17 protein-coding genes, 1 tRNA gene and 1 riboswitch are annotated in these 18,551 nt (G+C 66.3%); of the genes, 16 read left to right on the top strand and 2 right to left on the bottom strand.

Features of this window, described 5'->3' with window-relative positions; genetic code table 11:
* Nucleotides 1–293 precede the first annotated feature (293 nt).
* On the bottom strand, nt 294–989 hold the full coding sequence (locus CYJ22_RS08315) for a sugar transferase (RefSeq protein ID WP_007590014.1): 696 nt from the start codon (nt 987–989) through the stop codon (nt 294–296).
* A 309-nt stretch (nt 990–1,298) separates the two neighbouring features.
* Nucleotides 1,299–1,383, top strand: a riboswitch (ZMP/ZTP riboswitch).
* A gap of 39 nt (nt 1,384–1,422) precedes the next feature.
* Between CYJ22_RS08315 and glyA the strand changes: the two genes are divergently transcribed.
* The 4 genes from glyA to CYJ22_RS08295 all read left to right on the top strand — a co-directional run bounded on the left by glyA (nt 1,423) and on the right by CYJ22_RS08295 (nt 5,240).
* Nucleotides 1,423–2,706: a serine hydroxymethyltransferase gene (gene glyA / locus CYJ22_RS08310; RefSeq protein WP_101602278.1), complete on the top strand. Its 1,284-nt coding sequence runs from the start codon at nt 1,423–1,425 to the stop codon at nt 2,704–2,706.
* 2 nt (nt 2,707–2,708) lie between these two features.
* Nucleotides 2,709–3,617: a bifunctional methylenetetrahydrofolate dehydrogenase/methenyltetrahydrofolate cyclohydrolase gene (locus CYJ22_RS08305; RefSeq protein WP_101602277.1), complete on the top strand. Its 909-nt coding sequence runs from the start codon at nt 2,709–2,711 to the stop codon at nt 3,615–3,617.
* A 129-nt stretch (nt 3,618–3,746) separates the two neighbouring features.
* Complete coding sequence (locus CYJ22_RS08300) at nt 3,747–4,574, top strand: exodeoxyribonuclease III (protein ID WP_101602276.1); 828 nt, start codon at nt 3,747–3,749, stop codon at nt 4,572–4,574.
* Between the two features lie 468 nt (nt 4,575–5,042).
* The gene (locus CYJ22_RS08295; protein ID WP_101602275.1) at nt 5,043–5,240 is read left to right on the top strand and encodes a hypothetical protein; all 198 of its coding nucleotides are present in this window, start codon (nt 5,043–5,045) and stop codon (nt 5,238–5,240) included.
* 106 nt (nt 5,241–5,346) lie between these two features.
* Here CYJ22_RS08295 and CYJ22_RS08290 read toward each other — a convergent pair whose 3' ends face one another.
* A complete protein-coding gene (locus CYJ22_RS08290) occupies nt 5,347–5,895 on the bottom strand; it encodes a 2'-5' RNA ligase family protein (RefSeq protein WP_009054168.1) in 549 nt (182 codons plus the stop codon).
* Between the two features lie 132 nt (nt 5,896–6,027).
* Between CYJ22_RS08290 and galK the strand changes: the two genes are divergently transcribed.
* The 12 genes from galK to CYJ22_RS08230 all read left to right on the top strand — a co-directional run.
* Nucleotides 6,028–7,275, top strand: a complete 1,248-nt coding sequence (galK, locus tag CYJ22_RS08285; protein ID WP_101602274.1) for a galactokinase — start codon at nt 6,028–6,030, stop codon at nt 7,273–7,275.
* 101 nt (nt 7,276–7,376) lie between these two features.
* Nucleotides 7,377–8,240, top strand: a complete 864-nt coding sequence (locus tag CYJ22_RS08280; protein WP_101602273.1) for an SGNH/GDSL hydrolase family protein — start codon at nt 7,377–7,379, stop codon at nt 8,238–8,240.
* A complete protein-coding gene (pth, locus tag CYJ22_RS08275) occupies nt 8,230–8,832 on the top strand; it encodes an aminoacyl-tRNA hydrolase (protein WP_034497462.1) in 603 nt (200 codons plus the stop codon). The genes CYJ22_RS08280 and pth overlap by 11 nt, the downstream gene beginning before the upstream one ends.
* A 54-nt stretch (nt 8,833–8,886) precedes the next feature.
* Nucleotides 8,887–12,465 carry a transcription-repair coupling factor gene (mfd, locus tag CYJ22_RS08270; protein ID WP_101602272.1) on the top strand — a complete coding sequence of 1,193 codons (3,579 nt, stop codon included), beginning with the start codon at nt 8,887–8,889 and terminating at the stop codon, nt 12,463–12,465.
* A 54-nt stretch (nt 12,466–12,519) separates the two neighbouring features.
* Nucleotides 12,520–13,116: a hypothetical protein gene (locus CYJ22_RS08265; protein WP_009054166.1), complete on the top strand. Its 597-nt coding sequence runs from the start codon at nt 12,520–12,522 to the stop codon at nt 13,114–13,116.
* 184 nt (nt 13,117–13,300) lie between these two features.
* On the top strand, nt 13,301–14,578 hold the full coding sequence (gene eno, locus CYJ22_RS08260) for a phosphopyruvate hydratase (protein WP_243390484.1): 1,278 nt from the start codon (nt 13,301–13,303) through the stop codon (nt 14,576–14,578).
* Nucleotides 14,579–14,688: 110 nt separating this feature from the next.
* Nucleotides 14,689–15,438: an FtsB family cell division protein gene (locus CYJ22_RS08255; RefSeq protein ID WP_101602270.1), complete on the top strand. Its 750-nt coding sequence runs from the start codon at nt 14,689–14,691 to the stop codon at nt 15,436–15,438.
* Nucleotides 15,435–15,944: a DUF501 domain-containing protein gene (locus CYJ22_RS08250; RefSeq protein ID WP_101602269.1), complete on the top strand. Its 510-nt coding sequence runs from the start codon at nt 15,435–15,437 to the stop codon at nt 15,942–15,944. The genes CYJ22_RS08255 and CYJ22_RS08250 overlap by 4 nt, the downstream gene beginning before the upstream one ends.
* 60 nt (nt 15,945–16,004) lie before the next feature.
* Nucleotides 16,005–16,973, top strand: a complete 969-nt coding sequence (locus CYJ22_RS08245) for a Ppx/GppA phosphatase family protein (protein ID WP_101602268.1) — start codon at nt 16,005–16,007, stop codon at nt 16,971–16,973.
* Nucleotides 16,974–17,025: 52 nt separating this feature from the next.
* A tRNA-Leu gene (locus CYJ22_RS08240) sits at nt 17,026–17,102 on the top strand.
* A 153-nt stretch (nt 17,103–17,255) separates the two neighbouring features.
* Nucleotides 17,256–18,275, top strand: a complete 1,020-nt coding sequence (locus CYJ22_RS08235; protein WP_009054176.1) for a Bax inhibitor-1/YccA family protein — start codon at nt 17,256–17,258, stop codon at nt 18,273–18,275.
* 36 nt (nt 18,276–18,311) lie between these two features.
* A partial coding sequence (locus CYJ22_RS08230) for an FKBP-type peptidyl-prolyl cis-trans isomerase (protein ID WP_207760530.1) occupies nt 18,312–18,551 on the top strand: 240 nt, incomplete at its 3' end.

Here is an 18,551-nt window from a genome sequence, read left to right as displayed (position 1 = left end):
GTGACGGCTCCCTGTAATGCAGGTGGTAAAGAGCGCTCCTGCGTTTAAGTGTCAAGCTCTCGTAAGAGTTGTGAACTGCTCACTGTGTGCACACTGCCGCGTAGTGTGAATCGAGCGCTATCGCACGGTGTTCGTTTGTCGACGTGGTCTCACAATGGGTGAGGCGCGCGTGTTTGCGCCGTCGTATGCGTTCTGGCAAGCCGCTGATGGAGCACGATGAGGTGTTGAGAATAAAGGTGTGGCCCGAGCCAATCGGCTCGGGCCACACCCAATCACACACAGAGAGGAAAGACTTAGTAGGCGCCCTCGTGACGCAGGAGCGCGGGAATAGTCTGGAGCATGATCCACGTGTCGAGGGTCAGGGAGCGGTGCTGGGCGTAGGAGAGGTCCAGGTGGACGGTCTCATCCCAGGAGAGGTTCGAGCGGCCGGAGATCTGCCAGAGGCCCGTAATGCCGGGGCGAACGGCGAACTTGCCCATGACGCGCGGCTCGTACTGAGCGACCTCGCTGGGGAGCGGGGGGCGCGGGCCAACGAGCGACATGTCGCCACGCAGCACGTTGAACAGCTGGGGCAGCTCGTCGATCGACGTCTTGCGCAGGAAGGCTCCGATGCGTGTAATACGCGGATCGTTCGCCATTTTGAACATGATCGAATTTCCGGCGGAAGAGTCTGCTTCGTTGGCCTCCATGAGGGATTCCTTGAGCTCTTCGGCGTCCACGCGCATGGTGCGGAACTTAAACATGGTAAAAGTCTTGCCGTCGAGCCCGACTCGCTCCTGGGTGAAGAAAGCGGGGCCGCCGTCGTTCAGGCGCACCATGAGGGCGACGATGATCCACAGCGGAGTCAGCAGGATAATGCCGAAGAGAGCTGCGAAAATGTCGCACATGCGCTTGATGGCGTTGTCGGCGGAGGCGGCAAGATCCGACGCGTGCTCGAATGCGAGAGCCGTGGATGCGGCTCGTGCGGTGGGCTTCGTCAAGGTTGTCATCTGTGCGTCTTCCTTCTACTTCCTCAAACTCAAATGCTGCATGTCGGTTAGAGCGGAGAAAACCGCTCCAAACTGGGATATTTACTGAGTAAATGATCCCCGCGCAACTCAGTCACCGTTAGGTGTTAACCCTAGTCTATCCATATGGTTAGCTTGGTTGCTAACCAAAGGGTTAAGTACAAGCGAAAAAAGGCTGTGATTTCGTGCACCTGACGAGTTGTGCAAGTCAGATCTGAAGGTCCTGTGACCAGCTGGTAGCTTGCTGACACCTTGGCAGAATGCGCGGAAAACCGCCGAGCGATAGACTGGTCAGCGTGTCGTGACTGGCGAACAGGTGGGCCACCACCGGGGAGCGACGCGTCGGCATCGATAGCCGCCCGCCTGGGCTAGAGGCCACTGCCAACCATCATCGGATGATCAATAGGAGAACCCCATGGATTCCCTCAATGACATGACACTTGCGCAGCTGGATCCTGAGATTCAGGCCGTTCTGGACGCCGAGCTTGGCCGTCAGCGTGACACCCTCGAGATGATCGCCTCGGAGAACTTTGTTCCGCGCGCCGTCCTCGAGGCGCAGGGCTCGGTCCTCACCAACAAGTACGCCGAGGGCTACCCGGGTCGCCGCTACTACGGTGGCTGCGAGTTTGTGGACGTCGCGGAGTCTCTCGCCATCGAACGTGCGAAGCAGGTCTTCGGTGGCGACTACGTGAATGTTCAGCCTCACGCTGGTGCGCAGGCCAACGCTGCAGCGCTCATGGCCATGGCGAATGTCGGCGACCCGATCCTGGGCCTGTCCCTGGCCCACGGTGGTCACCTGACCCACGGCATGCGCCTGAACTTCTCGGGTAAGAACTACAAGGCCGTCGCCTACGAGGTTGACCGTGAGACCATGCGCATTGAGCCCGAGAAGGTTCGTGAGGCTGTCCTTGCGGAGCGCCCGCGTGTCATCATCGCCGGCTGGTCCGCCTACCCGCGTCACCTCGACTTCCAGGCCTTCCGCGACATCGCGGACGAGGTCGGCGCCGCCCTCTGGGTGGACATGGCTCACTTCGCAGGCCTCGTGGCTGCGGGTCTGCACCCGAACCCCGTCCCCTTCGCCGACGTGGTGACGACGACCGTTCACAAGACGCTGGGTGGTCCTCGTTCCGGCATGATCCTGTCCTCGCGCGGCGAGCAGTGGGGCAAGAAGCTGAACTCTTCCGTGTTCCCCGGCCAGCAGGGTGGCCCCCTCATGCACGTGATCGCCGCGAAGGCCATCGCCATGAAGGTCGCGCAGACCGACGAATTCAAGGACCGCCAGCGCCGCACCCTCGAGGGCGCGCAGATCATTGCCGAGCGCCTGGGCGCTGACGATGCGAAGAAGGCCGGTATCAAGCTGGTCACGGGCGGCACCGATGTGCACCTCGTCCTCGTCGACCTGGTCGACTCTGAGCTCAACGGTCAGCAGGCCGAGGATCTGCTGCACGAGGTCGGTATTACCGTCAACCGTAACGCCGTTCCCTTCGATCCCCGTCCGCCGGCCGTCACCTCGGGCCTGCGCATCGGCACCCCCGCCCTCGCGACGCGCGGCTTCGACGCCGAGGACTTCGCCGAGGTTGCGGACATCATCGGCACGACCCTGTCCCAGGGTGCGTCCGGCGGCAACGTTGAGGTGGATGCCCTGCGCGCCCGCGTCAAGAAGCTGACGGACAAGCACCCGCTGTACGCTGGGCTCTGATCGTGAGGGCTCCCTGGGAGGGCCCCGCTGGGGTCTTGGATGGAAAGGCGACCGCTGCCGCCATTAAGTCGGAACTGAAGGAGCGCGTCGATCGTCTGCGTGAGGCCGGTGTTGTCCCGGGCCTCGGCACGATCCTCGTGGGTGAGGACCCCGGGTCCGTTGCCTACGTCGCCGGAAAGCACCGTGACTGTGCGGAAATCGGCGCCGAGTCGATCCGCGTGGACCTGCCCGCTGACGCGACGCAGGAGCAGGTGGAGGCCGCGATCGATCAGCTCAACGCGGACCCCGCCTGCACGGGCTACATCGTGCAGCTGCCGTTGCCGCGCGGAATCGATACGAACGCTGTTCTGGAGCGTATCGACCCCGCGAAGGATGCGGACGGCCTGCATCCGATGAACCTTGGGCGCCTCGTGCTGCGAGGCTCGGGTCCCATCGACTCGCCGCTGCCGTGCACGCCGCGCGCGGTCATCGAGCTCATGGAACGCCATGGGATCGACCTGGCCGGCAAGAACGTGTGCGTCATTGGTCGAGGCGTGACCGTGGGGCGTTCGATTGGCCTGCTGCTCATGCGCAAGGAAGTGAACGCGACGGTTGATGTGTGCCACACGGGCACGACCGATCTGGCCGATCACGTGCGCCGAGCGGACGTCATCGTGGCTGCGGCTGGCTCCGCTGGGATCATCACCCCCGACATGGTGGCCCCCGGCGCCATCGTCCTGGACGTTGGCGTGAGCCGCGTGCAGGGCGAGGATGGCAAGGCTCGTCTGATGGGTGACGTTGCAGACGGTGTGGATGAGGTGGCCAGCTGGCTGAGCCCCAACCCCGGCGGTGTCGGCCCGATGACACGGGCCCTCCTCGTGACGAACGTCGTCGAGGCTGCCGAACGTCAGGCGGGAATCAGCGCGAACTGACAGACGTGCGTGGCCTCGGCACACGAGGCGGTCGCCCGCGAACGCAGAGGAGGCGCGGTGAGGATACCCATTCCTCGCCGCGCCTCCTCGTTCCTCTAGACTGAAGAAAACTCGCGTAAGGAGAAAACGATGACTCTGACGGTGACCACCGTGAACCTCAACGGCATCCGCGCCGCCCACAAGCGCGGCTTCCTTGACTGGCTGGAGGGGTCAGACACGGATGTGCTGCTCATGCAGGAGGTGCGCGCGCCCGAGGAGATCTCCCGCGAGATCATGGGCGAGGCCTGGGAGAGTGTGTGGGTTCCCTGCCGTATCAAGGGCCGTGCGGGTGTGGGTGTAGCCGTGCGACGCGGGCGTGCGGTCCTGGAGGGTGAGCCCCGCCTGATCCTCGACGATGTCGAGACGGATGTGGATTCGGGCCGTTGGCTCGAGGCCGTCGTGCGTCCCGAGGGCGGTGACACCCCCGTGCGCGTCGTCTCTGCGTACTTCCATTCGGGCGAGAAGGATACCCCCAAGCAGGAGGCCAAGATGGCGCATCTGCCCCGTATCGGCGCGCGTATGGCAGAGCTGATTGCCGAAGAGGCCGCCGGGGGCATCTCCTCCCTCGTGTGCGGCGACTTCAATGTCGTGCGCAGCGAGGCTGACATCAAGAACTGGAAGCCGAACCACAACAAGCGCGCCGGCGTCCTCGACGAGGAGATCGCCTTCCTCAACCAGTGGGTGGAGGAAGGCTGGCGCGACACTGTGCGCGACCTGGCTGGCGACGTGCAGGGCCCCTACTCGTGGTGGTCGTGGCGCGGTCAGGCCTTCGTCAACAATGCGGGCTGGCGCATCGACTATCAGTACGCGACGCCCGCCCTGGGCGAGCGCGCGCGTTCCTTCGAGATTGGCCGTGCCGACGAGTATGCGGAGCGCTTCTCGGATCATGCGCCGGTCTCGGTGACCTACGAGATCTGACGTTTTATCGACGAGGCCGCGGCCTGGGTGTCCTTCCCGGGCCGCGGCCTTTCGCGTATGCGGTGTGCTCGTCGTCTGTGGCGCACCCGTAGTCGCCACCGTCGCCCGCCCCAAAATTTCGCATGCAATTCAATTGTGTGAAGCTTCAACAAAGTCTGAAAACGTTGCAATTCCAACGATCTGAATTCATGATTTGAAATAGTCGTTGGGGAATTGCATGCGAAATTGGTGGGGCGGTCCCGGGGGTTAATACACATCCGGATAGGTAACGATCATCCGGATAGGTAACGATCATCCGGATAGGTAACGATCATCCGGATAGCTTAATAACCTATCCGGATGCGCATAACCTATCCGCGTGCGCGCAACCTATCCGGATAATGCCCCGAAGATGGGGCTGCGGGTCCTGGCGGTGCTTGCAGATGGTGGTGTGGCTTGGGCTGGCTACTCGCAGTAAGGAGAGCGCCGGTGTGGAGGGCGCCGGAGGGACAGGAAGGCCTGGCTGCGGTGCCCGTGGGCGGTGGCGGGGCCTGGCCGGGCTTCGAGACGACGCGCCGAGCGAAGCTCGCGGCGCGGACGGCTCGCGGGCGGGCCGCCGCCCACGGGCACACCAAGCAGCCCGGCCCCACGGCCGGGCCATTCGGCGCCCGGAACACCAGCGCGTGATGAGCGGGCGATAAGTGGTCGATGAGCGCGTGATGAGCGGGCGGACAGGGATCCTGCCGCGCGGAAAGCGGGCGGCGAAAAGAGCGGGCGACAGCCTGGTAGGGAATCAGTGCCCGGAGGCGTCGAAGTCGAACAGGGCCATCGAGGAGTAGATGCCCGAGGGGTCAATGCGGTCCAGACGGAAGCCGGGAACGATCCACGAGGCCTCGACGGTCGCGCCGATGTCGAGTGCAAGATCTAGGGCGATGTCGTCCACGTCCTGCGCCAGCGTCACGTGCGGGTGGTACGGAAATCGCGTGTCGTGGTCGAGGGGGCCGGAGCGGATTTCCTCGGCGAGATCCGTGCAGGCGGAGGCGCCCTCGGCCAGCGTCATGAAGGCAACGTTGGAGACGGGGCGGAAGGAATCAGTGCCGGACAATGTGACCCGGAAGGGGGCGTGGCGCGAGGCGATCGAGCGCAGGTGGTCGATGACCTCGGCGCGCGCTTCTCGTGCGACGGGCGTGGGTGGCATCAGCGTGATGTGCGCGGGGATGCGTGATCCGGCCAGGTCCCCCAGGCGTAGGCGCAGGTCGGTGAGCTGTGTGACCCACGGTTCGGGGATCGCGACGACGACGCCGAGCCAGTCCTGGCCGGGGAGTCGTTGGGGGAGGAACATGGGGCCTGCCTGTGTCGCGGTTGTGGTGGCTCCACTGTACCGGGTGTCGGGGTGGGTTCGATGAGGCCGTAGCGCTTGAAGGGTGTGAGGGCGTTCACGTAGCCTTGGGGAAGTGAGACCAAGGAGGATCTTGTGACTGATCTTGTGTGGGCCGACGCCGCTACTCCCGATGAAGGGGCCGCGCAGGCCGCAGACCTGTTCCGTGACGCGTTTGGCTACGAGCCTCGTGGCGTGTGGAGCGCGCCCGGGCGTGTCAACATCATTGGCGAGCACGTGGACTACAACGGCGGTCCGTGCGTTCCGATTGCACTGCCGCACCGCGCCTACGTGGCGCTGTCGCCTCGTGAGGATCGGACGATACGCCTGATTTCGCCGCAGACGCGCGAGGCGATCGACGTCCTCGATCTCGACGTGATCGGCCCGAAGGGGACGCCCGGCGAGGTGACGAACCATTGGACCGCTTACCTTGCGGGTGTCGCGTGGGCCCTCGAGCAGGCGGGATACGGACCGCTGCCTGGTTTTGATGCGGCCCTGTGGTCGTGCGTGCCCCTGGGTGGGGGGCTGTCGTCGAGCGCCGCGCTCGAGTGTGCGACCGCGGTTGCCCTTGACGAGGTGTGCTCGCTGGGTCTTGCGGGCACGATCGAGGCCCCCAACGACGAGGGGCGCAAGGTCCTCGTGGACGCGGCGCGCGCCGCGGAAAACCAGGTGGCGGGTGCGAACACGGGTGGCCTGGACCAGACGGCGTCGCTGCGATGCAGCGAGGGGCACGCGCTGGCCCTCGACTGCCGCGACATGTCGACGCGCCAGGTTCCCTTCGACCTGAGCGCGGTCGGCCTCGAGCTTCTTGTCATCGATACGCGTGCCAAGCATTCGCTGGCGGATGGCCAGTACGGGTCGCGCCGTGCGGACTGTGAGGAGTCGGCGCGCATCCTGGGCGTGGGTCAGCTCGTGGACGTGGAGGACCTGGACGAGGCCACGGCCGCGCTGGGCAATGAGCGCCTGGCTGCGCGCACGCGTCACGTCGTCTCCGAGATCGCGCGGACGCGCGCCTTTATCGAGCTTCTCGACGAGGGGCCGCTCGAGGGGACGCGACTGGCGGTCGCGGGCGCCCTCCTCAACGATTCGCATGACTCTCTGCGCGACGACTACGAGGTCTCCTGCGAGGAGCTGGACGTGGCCGTGGAGGCTGCCCGCGCTGCGGGCGCGCACGGAGCACGCATGACGGGCGGAGGCTTCGGCGGTAGCGCGATCGCGCTTGTCGATGCGCACTCCGTGGAGGGCGTGGCGCGAGCCGTCGCGGCCGCCTACGCGGAGCGAGGGTGGGAGCCTCCCCACTTCATCCGATCCCTCCCGGGTGCGCCCGCCGGACGCCTGGACTGAGCGATCTGTGACAAACCGAGGGGCCGGTGCTTCAGCATTTGAAGCACCGGCCCCGGCCTCGTTACACTGAGAACCAGCAAACACGAGGGAAGGACACTTCAATGGGGATCAGCAAACGAGCATGGCAGGTAGCGGGCGCGGCAGCCGGCGGCGCGAGCCTTTTTGGCGGCGGCCTGGCCATCGGGCGTCTCCTGCGGCTGGACTCCCAGCGCGGTGACTACCGCAAGGCCTGGGAAAACCACAACCTGGCGACCCTGGAACGCCTGCGCCAGCTCGACGAACATCCCGAGGGCGAGCGTCCATACCTGATCGTCTCCCTCGGCGACTCCTCCGTGCAGGGCGTGGGTGCCTCGCGCGTCACCGAGTCCTACCCTGCGCGCCTCGCCTCCGCGATCGCCGCGCAGATGGACCGCGAGGTCCTCCTGCTCAACCTCTCCCTCTCCGGGGCCACCATCGAGTCTGTCGAACTCACCCAGATCCCACAGATGATCGGCCTGGGCCTGCTGGACGGCCCCTACAGCCCCGACCTGGTGACGCTCACCATCGGCGGCAACGACGTCATGACCGAGGACATGGCCCCCGGTCAGTTCGAAGAGCGACTGCGTCGAGTCCTCGCCGCCCTGCCCGCGAACGCCCTCGTCTCCACGATCCCGTCCTTCGGCATCATGCCTCAGGAAAGTCGCGCGCAAGACATGTCCGACCGCATCGCGGCGGCCGTCTCCGACAGCGACGCGGACGTCGTCGATCTGCGCTCCCTCACCCAGGAATACTCCCTGCCGACCTACACGTTCGCCTACCACGCAGCGGACTTCTTCCACCCGAATTCGGCGGCCTACACCAAGTGGGCACAGCTCTTCGCCGACGCGTGGGCCACGTCTCGACGTGAGGCAGCCCCCGTCGTCGAGGACGCCCCCCAGTGGGACATGCTCTCGGCGCGGGTGGCACAATCGGAGTATGACGACTGACGGACCGTGGCTCGTCGTCGGGTTAGGTAACCCCGGCGCGCAGTATGCCTCCACCCGACACAACGTCGGGTACTTGACCCTCGACGTGCTCGCCTCGCGCGGCGGCGCGACCCTCACCTCGCACCGCTCGCGCACGCACACCGCCGATGTCCGCCTCGGTATTGGCCCCGGTGGCGTTCCTGGACCGCGCGTGATTCTCGCGCGCTCCGACAGCTACATGAACACCTCCGGTGGGCCGATCAGCGCGCTCGCCACCTTCCACAAGATCGAGCCCTCGCGCATCCTCGTCATCCACGACGACATGGACCTGCCCGCGCACACGCTGCGCCTCAAGGTCGGCGGGGGCGAGGGCGGCCACAACGGCCTGAAGTCCCTCAGCCAGCACCTGGGCACGCGCGACTACGCGCGCCTGCGCATCGGCGTGGGCCGCCCGCCGGGGCGCATGGACCCCGCCGACTACGTGCTCGCCACCCTGCCTTCCAAGGAACGCCCCGACTGGGACGTGACCTTCGAGCAGGCCGCCGACGTCGTCGAAGACATCGTGACCAAGGGATTCGCCCCCACCCAGATGGCCCTGCACACCGGGTCCTGATCGAGGCGGCGCCCCCTGGGCGTCGCCGCGCACCCTCACCGCGAAAGGCAGCGCGTGCTACTCACCGGACTCCTCCCGGACATCACCACCGATCCCGCGATCGAGACGGCCATCGACTCCGTCGAAGCCGGCCGTTCCGGCACGATCGTCGCGCCCGTCGGCATCCGGCCGCCTCTCCTTGCGGCCGTCGCCTCGCGCGCGGCCACGCCCCTCGTGGTCCTGACGGCCACCGGGCGTGACGCCGAATCGCTGACCAACGCCCTGGCCTCGTGGATCCCGGGCGTGGCCATGCTGCCCGCGTGGGAGACCCTGCCCCACGAGCGACTCTCGCCCCAGGTCGACACGATGGCGCGTCGCATCGCCGTCCTGCGCCGCCTCGTCCACCCGGTCAAGGGAGACGACAGTGCCGGTCCGCTGTCGGTCCTCGTCGTCCCCATCCGAGCTTTCCTCCAGCCGATCATCTCCGGCCTGGCTGACCTCGAACCAGTGCGCGTGCGTACCGGCGACATCCTGGACCTCACCGAGACCACGAATCGTCTGGCTGAGCTGGGCTACGAGCGCGTCGACATGGTCGAAGGCCGCGGCCAGATGAGTGTGCGCGGTGGCATCCTCGACGTTTTTCCGCCCCAGGAACCCCATCCCCTGCGTGTGGAGCTGTGGGGCGACGAAGTCGACGACATCCGCGCCTTCTCCGTCTCCGACCAGCGAACCCTCGGCGAGGCCGCCGACGGCCTGTGGGCCGTTCCCTGCCGTGAGCTTCTCCTCACGCAGGCCGTGCGCGCCCGCGCACGTGAGGCCGCCGACCGCCTGCCCGGCGCCGCCGAGATGCTCAGCCTCGCCGCCGAAGGAATCGCCGCACCCGGCATCGAATCCCTGGCGCCCATCCTCGTGGGCGGCATGGAGTCCCTCCTTGACCTGCTGCCCGCGGGCTCGCCGATCCTCGCCTCCGACCCCGAACGCATCCGTGCCCGCGCCGCCGACCTTGTCGCCACGACCGAGGAGTTCCTCGCCGCCGCGTGGAGCGCCGCCGCCGGGGGAGCAGACACCCCGCTCGAGGCCTCCAAGGCCTCGTTCCTCGACCTGTCCGACCTGTGGGGGAGTGGGACGCGCCCCTGGTGGGAGCTCACCGACCTGCCGCCCGCCGACCTAGCCTCCGCGATCAACGAGGCCGACTCGCCCTCAGCGGACGGCCCCGCGCCCGTCGTCGTCTCTCCCACCCTCATGCGCGTGGGTGCCCGCGACGTACACCCCTACCGCGGAGACTTCGCCCGAGCCGCCGCCGACCTCACTGACCTGGCCCGCGACGGCTGGCGTATCGTCGTCACCACCGAAGGCCCCGGCCCCGGCCGACGCATCCGCTCCATCCTCACCGACGCCTCGTGCCCGGCCGCGCTCGCGGACAACGTGGAAGCGCGCCCCGACCCCGGCCTCGTGACCATTACGACCGCGCAGGCCGGCGTCGGTTTCGTCGCGCCCCACCTCAAGGTCGCGATCCTCACCGAAGGCGACCTCACCGGGCGTGCGGGCGCCTCCACGCGCGACATGCGCCGCATGCCCTCGCGCAGGCGCAAGGGCGTCGACCCGCTGACCCTGCACCCCGGGGACTACATCGTCCACGATCAGCACGGCATCGGACGCTTCATCGAGCTGGTCTCCCGGTCGATCGGCCGCGGTGATGCCGCCTCGACGCGCGACTACCTGGTCATCGAATACGCGCCCTCCAAGCGCGGGCAGCCCGCCGACCGGCTCTTCGTGCCCACCGACGCGCTGGACCAGATCTCGAAGTACACCGGATCCGACGAGCCCTCGCTGACGAAGATGGGCGGCGCCGACTGGGCCAAGACCAAGGCCCGCGCGAAGAAGGCCGTCAACGAGGTCGCCAAGGAACTCATCCGCCTGTACGCCGTGCGCCAGCAGACCAAGGGCCACGCTTTCGGCCCCGACACCCCCTGGCAGCGCGAACTCGAAGACGCCTTCCCCTACGTCGAGACCCCCGACCAGCTCGTCACCATCGACGAGGTCAAGGCCGACATGGAAAAGCCCGTCCCCATGGACCGCCTGCTCACCGGCGACGTCGGCTACGGCAAGACGGAAATCGCCGTGCGCGCCGCCTTCAAGGCCATCCAGGACGGCTATCAGGCCGCCGTCCTCGTGCCCACGACCCTGCTGGTCACCCAGCACGCGGAAACCTTCGCCGAGCGCTACGCGGGCTTCCCCGTGCGCATCGGCACGCTCTCGCGCTTCTCGACCCCGAAGGAAACCGAGGAGGTCAAGGCGGGGCTGGCCTCGGGCGAGGTTGACCTGGTCATCGGCACCCACTCGCTGCTGACCGGTACCGTTTCGTTCAAGAAGCTCGGCCTTGTCATCATTGACGAGGAGCAGCGCTTCGGCGTCGAGCACAAGGAGACGCTCAAGGCCCTGCGCACCGACGTCGACGTCCTGTCGATGTCCGCCACGCCTATCCCGCGCACCCTTGAGATGGCGATCTCCGGCATCCGCGAGATGTCGATCCTCCAGACCCCGCCCGAGGAACGCCAGCCGGTCCTGACTTTCGTCGGCGCCTACACGGACGCCCAGGTCAGCGCCGCGATCCGGCGCGAACTCCTGCGCGACGGCCAGGTCTTCTACGTGCACAACCGCGTCGACTCGATCTCTTCGGTCGCCGCCCACATCACCGAGCTAGTGCCCGAGGCGCGCGTGCGCACCGCCCACGGAAAGATGAACGAGCACCAGCTCGAGGCCGTCATTCAGGACTTCTGGAACCACGAGTTTGACGTCCTCGTGTGTACGACCATCGTCGAGACCGGCCTGGACATCTCCAACGCGAATACGCTCATCGTGGATCGCGCCGACACCTTTGGCCTGTCTCAGCTTCACCAGCTGCGCGGGCGCGTCGGACGAGGCCGCGAACGTGCCTACGCGTACTTCTTCTACCCCGGCGACAAGGCGCTCACCGAGACCGCGCACGAGCGCCTCAAGACGATCGCCGCCAACACCGAGCTGGGAGCAGGCCTGGCCGTCGCCCAGCGCGACCTTGAGATCCGAGGCGCTGGAAACCTCCTGGGAGGGGCCCAGTCGGGCCATGTCGAGGGCGTTGGCTTCGACCTGTACGTGCGCATGGTCTCCGACGCGGTCGCCGCCTACCGAGGTGACGCTCCCACCGAAAAGACCGATGTGCGCATGGACCTGCAGGTCGACGCGCACATTCCCGAGGGGTACGTGCGCGGCGAGCGCCTACGCCTGGAGGTCTACGCCAAGATCGCGGCCATCTCCACGCCCGAACAGGAAGCGGATGTGCGCGAGGAACTTGTCGACCGATACGGTCCGATCCCGCCCCAGGTCGACCTGCTCTTCGCCGTCGCGCGTCTGCGCGAGATCGTGCGCCGCGCGGGGATCACCGAGATCGTCACGCAAGGCAAGTACCTGCGCGTCTCGCCCGTTGAACTGCGTGATTCCCAGGTCATGCGCCTCAAGCGCCTGCACCCTGGAACGGTCATTAAAGCTGCCGTTCGTCAGGTTCTCGTGCCGCTACCGCTCACCTCGCGCGTCGGTGGATCACCGCTCACCGACGGCCCGCTCCTGGAGTGGGTGGAGACTCTGGTGACCAAGATTCTCGTGCCTTTTGGCGAGTAGTGCCTGTGGTGGAATACACTGGTCCTATTGCGTTGCAACACATCTGAGGAAGGAATGCTCGTGCGCTACACACGCCAGCTCGCCACCGCCGCCCTGATTGTGGCCGCAGGACTGGGAATGGGGGCGTGCTCCGCCCATCCCGGTGCTGCAGTCAGCACCTCCAACGGCGACTACAGCATTGCGGAAGTTGACGAGGCTGTCGCCCAGCTCAATGCAGTGACGGGCGGGCAGAGTGGGGTTGGCGCACAGCAGGTGCGTGCCTCTCTCGTCAATGGTCCGCAGCTCCAGGCCGTGGGGGCCGCCGTGGGCGTCGCTGTGACCGATGAGCAGATCGATGTCACTATCGCTCAAATAGCGCAGAAGGCTGGCGGTCAAGTCCCCGAGCTTAGCCGAGCGACGCGTGAGGCCGTGCGCTCCATGTTCCTGGGCCAGAGGCTTAGCGAGTTCGCAAATGCGAATCCGGCTGCCGCGTCGACCATGAACGAGGTCTTCGCACAGGCCCGCGCAACGTCCGACGCACGCATTAACCCGCGTTTCACTCAGCCGTCACTGGGTGGAGGTCAGGCTCCTGCGACGCCTCTGTTCGGCGACGCCGTCTCAGGTGGCCAGCAGGATCCCATGACTGCGCTGATGGGCGGTACCGCCCACTAATGAGCGTGTGAGTATTCGCTCACAGTGCCTCTGGCAGGGACTAATGTCGCTTGCCCGGGCACAAAACGAGGGGTGAAAGTCCCTCACAACATAACGTCCCCCTCGCCGGGGGTGACCACATATGGCGGTCCGTATTACCGTTGTACTGACCGCTTCCACGCAACAACATCGATTGGAGAATGACGTGGCAGTTATTGAAGGCATTGGTGCACGCGAGATCCTTGACTCGCGCGGTAACCCGACCGTTGAGGTCGAGGTCGTCCTCGAGGACGGCACCGCTGCGCGCGCGTCCGTTCCCTCCGGCGCGTCCACCGGCGCGTTCGAGGCCGTCGAGCGTCGCGATGGCGACAAGGGCCGCTACCTCGGCAAGGGCGTCCAGGACGCCGTTGACGCCGTCGTCGAGCAGATCGCTCCCGAGCTCATCGGCGAGGAAGCTGACGATCAGCGCTACATCGACCAGGCCATGATCGACCTGGACGGCACCCCCAACAAGGCTAAGCTCGGCGCGAACGCCATCCTCGGCGTCTCCCTCGCCGTCGCCAAGGCCGCCGCGAAGTACGCGGACCTGCCCCTGTACAAGTACCTGGGCGGCCCCAACGCTCACGTCCTGCCCGTCCCCATGATGAACATCCTCAACGGTGGCTCCCACGCGGACTCCAACGTTGACATCCAGGAGTTCATGATTGCCCCCATCGGCGCTCCCTCCTTCCGTGAGGCTCTGCGCTGGGGCGCCGAGGTCTACCACACGCTCAAGGGCGTCGTGAAGGAGCGCGGCCTGTCCACCGGCCTGGGCGACGAGGGCGGCTTCGCCCCCAACCTGGACTCCAACGCTGAGGCTCTCGACCTGATCGTCTCCGCGATCGAGAAGGCCGGCCTGAAGCCGGGCGAGGACGTTGCCCTGGCCCTGGACGTTGCCTCCTCCGAGTTCTTCAAGGACGGCCTGTACCAGTTCGAGGGCGAAGGCCGCTCGACCGACTACATGGTGGAGTACTACGAGAAGCTCATCTCGAACTACCCGCTGGTCTCCATCGAGGACCCGCTGTCCGAGGACGAGTGGGACGCCTGGAAGGCCCTGACCTCCGAGATCGGCGGCCGCGTGCAGCTCGTCGGCGACGACCTGTTCGTCACCAACCCCGCCCGCCTGAAGAAGGGCATCGAGCTGGGCGCCGCGAACGCGCTGCTCGTGAAGGTGAACCAGATTGGCTCGCTGACCGAGACCCTCGACGCCGTCGAGGAAGCGCACCGCAACGGCTACCGTTCGATGACCTCGCACCGCTCCGGCGAGACCGAGGACACCACGATCGCCGACCTGGCCGTCGCCACCAACTCCGGTCAGATCAAGACCGGTGCTCCCGCTCGTTCCGAGCGCGTCGCCAAGTACAACCAGCTGCTGCGCATCGAGGAGCAGCTGGGCGAGGCCGCCGTTTACGCCGGCCGCTCTGCCTTCCCTCGCTTCAAGTGAGCCTAGGCAACTAGCCGCATAGCTCCGCGCGGGCCCGAAAGGGTCCGCGCGGAGTCTTTTTCACGGCGTGGGGCTGAGCCAAAGACGTCAACTTAGGGCACGATAGAAGAATGGCTAGTCGTCGTCCTTCTTCCCGCCCCTCCTCGCGTCGTCGCTCCTCCGCTTCGGAGGTAGCGCGTACGACGCGTGAGATTAACGCGGAAAAATCGCGTCAGCGCAGGGCCGCCGCGAAGGCCGCGAAGTCCTCGAAGGGGGACGAGGCCTCGGTAAAGAAGCGCGTGAAGGTGGCGAAGCAGGAGAAGCCGGAGGGCTCGGGCCGCCGTTTTTTCCGCTCGCGCAAGCGGACGGAGAAGAAAGCGTCGACGCGGCCCGTAGGGGAGGGATCTTCCGTCCTGTCGATCGGCGGCCTGGATGTGTCGACGCGCCTCGTCGTCGTCCTCACTGTCGCGGCGATCCTGTCCGTCATGCTGGTGCCCAGCCTGTACCAGTGGTGGCAGCAGGAACGCGAGCTGGCGCAGATCAAGGCCCAGGTGGCCGAGCAGCAGCAGAAGAACGCTGACATGCAGCGACAGCTGGATCTGTGGAACGACCCCGACTATATCTCCACGCAGGCGCGCGAGCGCCTCGGTTACGTGCGACCCGGTGAGACCCAATACACGGTGGTGGATCCGGGGCCGCAATACCAGGACTCCGCCTTGGCGGCGGCAGCGGCGTCGACCGGACCGGCGCGCCCCTGGGTGCAGCAGCTCGCTATCCTAGTGGGGAAGGCGGATCAGCCGCCCAACACGACGCCTATCCCGTCGGCTGACACCAGCCAGTCGGGCCAGGCGACTACCACCGGCCAAGAAAGCGGAGAATGAGCCTCGTTAACACCACCGACGCAACCGAAGAGGACCTGGAGGTCCTGCGTTCCCAGCTGGGCCGCGTGCCCCGCGGAGTCGTTGGTATCGCCGCGCGCTGCGTGTGCGGTCGACCCACTGTCGTGGCTACCGCTCCTCGTCTGCCCGATGGGACTCCTTTCCCCACGACCTACTACCTGACGCACCCGGCCGCGGTGAAGGGCGCCTCGACCCTCGAGGCGGAACACGTCATGGAGACCCTCAATGAGGAACTCGCTGCCGATGAGGAGCTGCGCGCCGCGTACGCGCGTGCGCACCAGGCCTACATCGACGCGCGCCTGAGCCTGGGTGACGTCCCCGAGATCTCGGGCGTCAGCGCGGGCGGTATGCCCACGCGCGTCAAGTGTCTGCACGCTCTCGTTGGCCACTCCCTGGCTGCGGGTCCCGGCGTCAATCCCATCGGGGATCGTGCGCTCGCGATGCTCGCTGAGCGCGGCCTGTTCTCCACCGAGCGCTGCTCCTGCTGAGCGGCCCCTCCGAAGTTCGCCCCGGCCTCGTCCGGGACTCATCTCACGAGAAACGAAGCAATGACCCGCATAGCTGCCATTGACTGTGGAACCAATTCGATCCGACTGCTCGTTGCCGACGGACACATCGACGAGAATGGACGCCCTCAACTCGCCGACCTGACCCGCCAGATGCGTATCGTGCGCCTGGGACAGGGCGTCGATGCGCGCGGATACCTGGATCCCGCGGCGATCGAGCGTACGGTCGAGGCCACCGTTGAATACCAGCGTATGATCGAGGCACTGGGGGCGACCCGCACCCGTTTCGTGGCGACCTCGGCGACGCGCGATGCCTCCAACAGTGCCGACTTCGTGCGCCAGATTAAGGCCGTCATCGGCGTGGAACCCGAGGTCGTCGTCGGCACGGAGGAAGCATCCCTGTCGTTTAATGGCGCTGTGAGCGGCCTGGGCGAGTCCGTGACTGCCCCGATGCTGGTCGTCGACATCGGCGGCGGCTCGACTGAGCTTGTGCTGGGCGCGACCCGCGTTGAGCAGGCGATCTCGATCGACATGGGTGCCGTGCGCGTCACCGAGAAGTTCTTCTCCCACGTGGACCCGGCAGGCGGCGTGCCCGCCGAGGATCAGGAGCGCGCGATCGCGTGGATCGACGAGCAGCTTGATCGCGCCGAAAAGTCCGTGGACCTGACGCGCGTGCGCAGCCTCGTGGGTGTCGCGGGCACGGTCACCACCCTGACCGCCCAGGCGCTGGGGCTCACCTCCTACCAGCCCGAACGGATCCACGGTGCCCGACTGAGCGCCGCCCAGTTCGACGAGGCCGTGCGCTTCATGGTCGATCAGCCGACGTCCGTGAAGGCCTCCCTGGGCTTCATGCCGGAGGGACGCGAAGACGTCATCGCTGCCGGAGCGCTCATCTGGAGCCGCATCGTCACGCGAGTGCTCGCGCGTGCCCAGGCCGCCGGTCACCCGATCGAGCAGGTGGTCACTTCCGAGCATGACATCCTCGATGGCATCGCCCAGGCGATGATCTGAGCGGAGCTTGAGGCGAGCGCCTGCCTCCCGTAGGCTGGACGTGCACGTACGCGCCCCCGTGGCCCAATTGGCAGAGGCAACCGACTTAAAATCGGTGTGTTGTGGGTTCGAGTCCCACCGGGGGTACCATTCGCAGTCTTCATCGACGAGGCCGTGGCCCGTGATGCGCACACCGTCCCTCGTGTGGACGCAGGGTTGCGCTGCGCGCATAATGGTGCGTTTCCCACCCGTGGGTCCCTCGTGCGACAATAGAGGCAGCACATCACTGACCAAGGAGGAAATATGGCCAACCCGGTGATGAACTCGATCGTCAAAGACTGGTCGACCCAGCAGACGACTCCCGCCGGATACCCCGCGATGCCCGGGTACCAGCCCGCCTCGCAGCAGGCGCAGAACCCCTACGGTGGCTCGACGAACCCCTACGCGCAGGGCGGTGCCGATGCGCAGTACGGCTACGCGACCGGTTCGACGGAGTACGCCGCACAGAACACCTACCCGGCGCCTCAGGGCGCGCCCGTCTACGGCCTCCCCCAGGGCCAGCAGGGCGGCTACGAGACCTCCATGGACTCCTACGAGGCGATGCTGAATGCGCCCGCCGCCGACGCGGTGGACCGCGGGGCGATGACCTACGACGACGTCGTGGTCAAGTCCCTCATGTGCTTCGGCCTGCTTCTCGTGGGCGCGGTGGCCGGATGGATGACGGGCATCGTTGCGCTGAGCGCTGCCATGCTTGTGGCCTTCGCTGCTTGCGCCGTGACGCTGGGCCTCGCCCTGTTCATCCAGTTCTCCAAGAAGGTGCGTCCCGGCGCAATCGTCGTGTACTCGCTCGTTGAGGGCTTTGTCCTCGGAGCGCTGTCCTGCGCCTTCGAAATGATGTACCCGGGCATCGTGGTGAGCGCCGTTCTGGCGACCCTCGTGGTGATTGGTGTGACACTGGGTGCCTTCACGATGGGCTTCGTGCGCAACTCGAACACGCTCACCCGAGTCGCGGGCATCGGCTCCTTCGCGTTCTTCATCTACTACATGGCGAGCCTATTCCTGTCGGGCACCGGCCTCGTGAACATGGCGGTCGTTCGCAACATCACCGTCTTCGGGATCCCGCTCGGCATCATCATCGGCGTCCTCGCGGTCTTCATCGGAGTGCTGTGCGTCGTGCGCGACTTTGATGCCGTCAAGGTCGGCGTCGCCAACAACGTGCCTGAGAAGTACTCGTGGCTGTGCACCTTCGCCATCATGACCGATGTCATCTGGATCTACCTTGAGATCCTCAAGATCCTGTCCTACTTCATGCGCCGCGACTGACGTGCCGCCTCACTGAAACCCTTAAGGAAAGACATTATGGAAAACATCTCTGTGACCGGCGAATTCGGCCGTAAGCCCGTCCTCTCCTTCGACGGAACCCCCTCCGACGAGCTCGTCGTCGAGGTCCTCCACGCTGGCGATGGCCAGGAGGTCGAGGCCGGCGACACCATCACCTGCCACTACTACGGCGCGGTCTTCGGCTCGAAGGCGGACTTCGATAACTCCTTCGACCGCGGCGGCGCCCTGTCTTTCCAGATCGGCGTCGGCATGGTCATC

The organism is Schaalia odontolytica (genome assembly GCF_002847525.1).
GTDB lineage: Bacteria > Actinomycetota > Actinomycetes > Actinomycetales > Actinomycetaceae > Pauljensenia > Pauljensenia odontolytica_B.
This window is presented reverse-complemented; position numbering and strand designations above follow the sequence as displayed.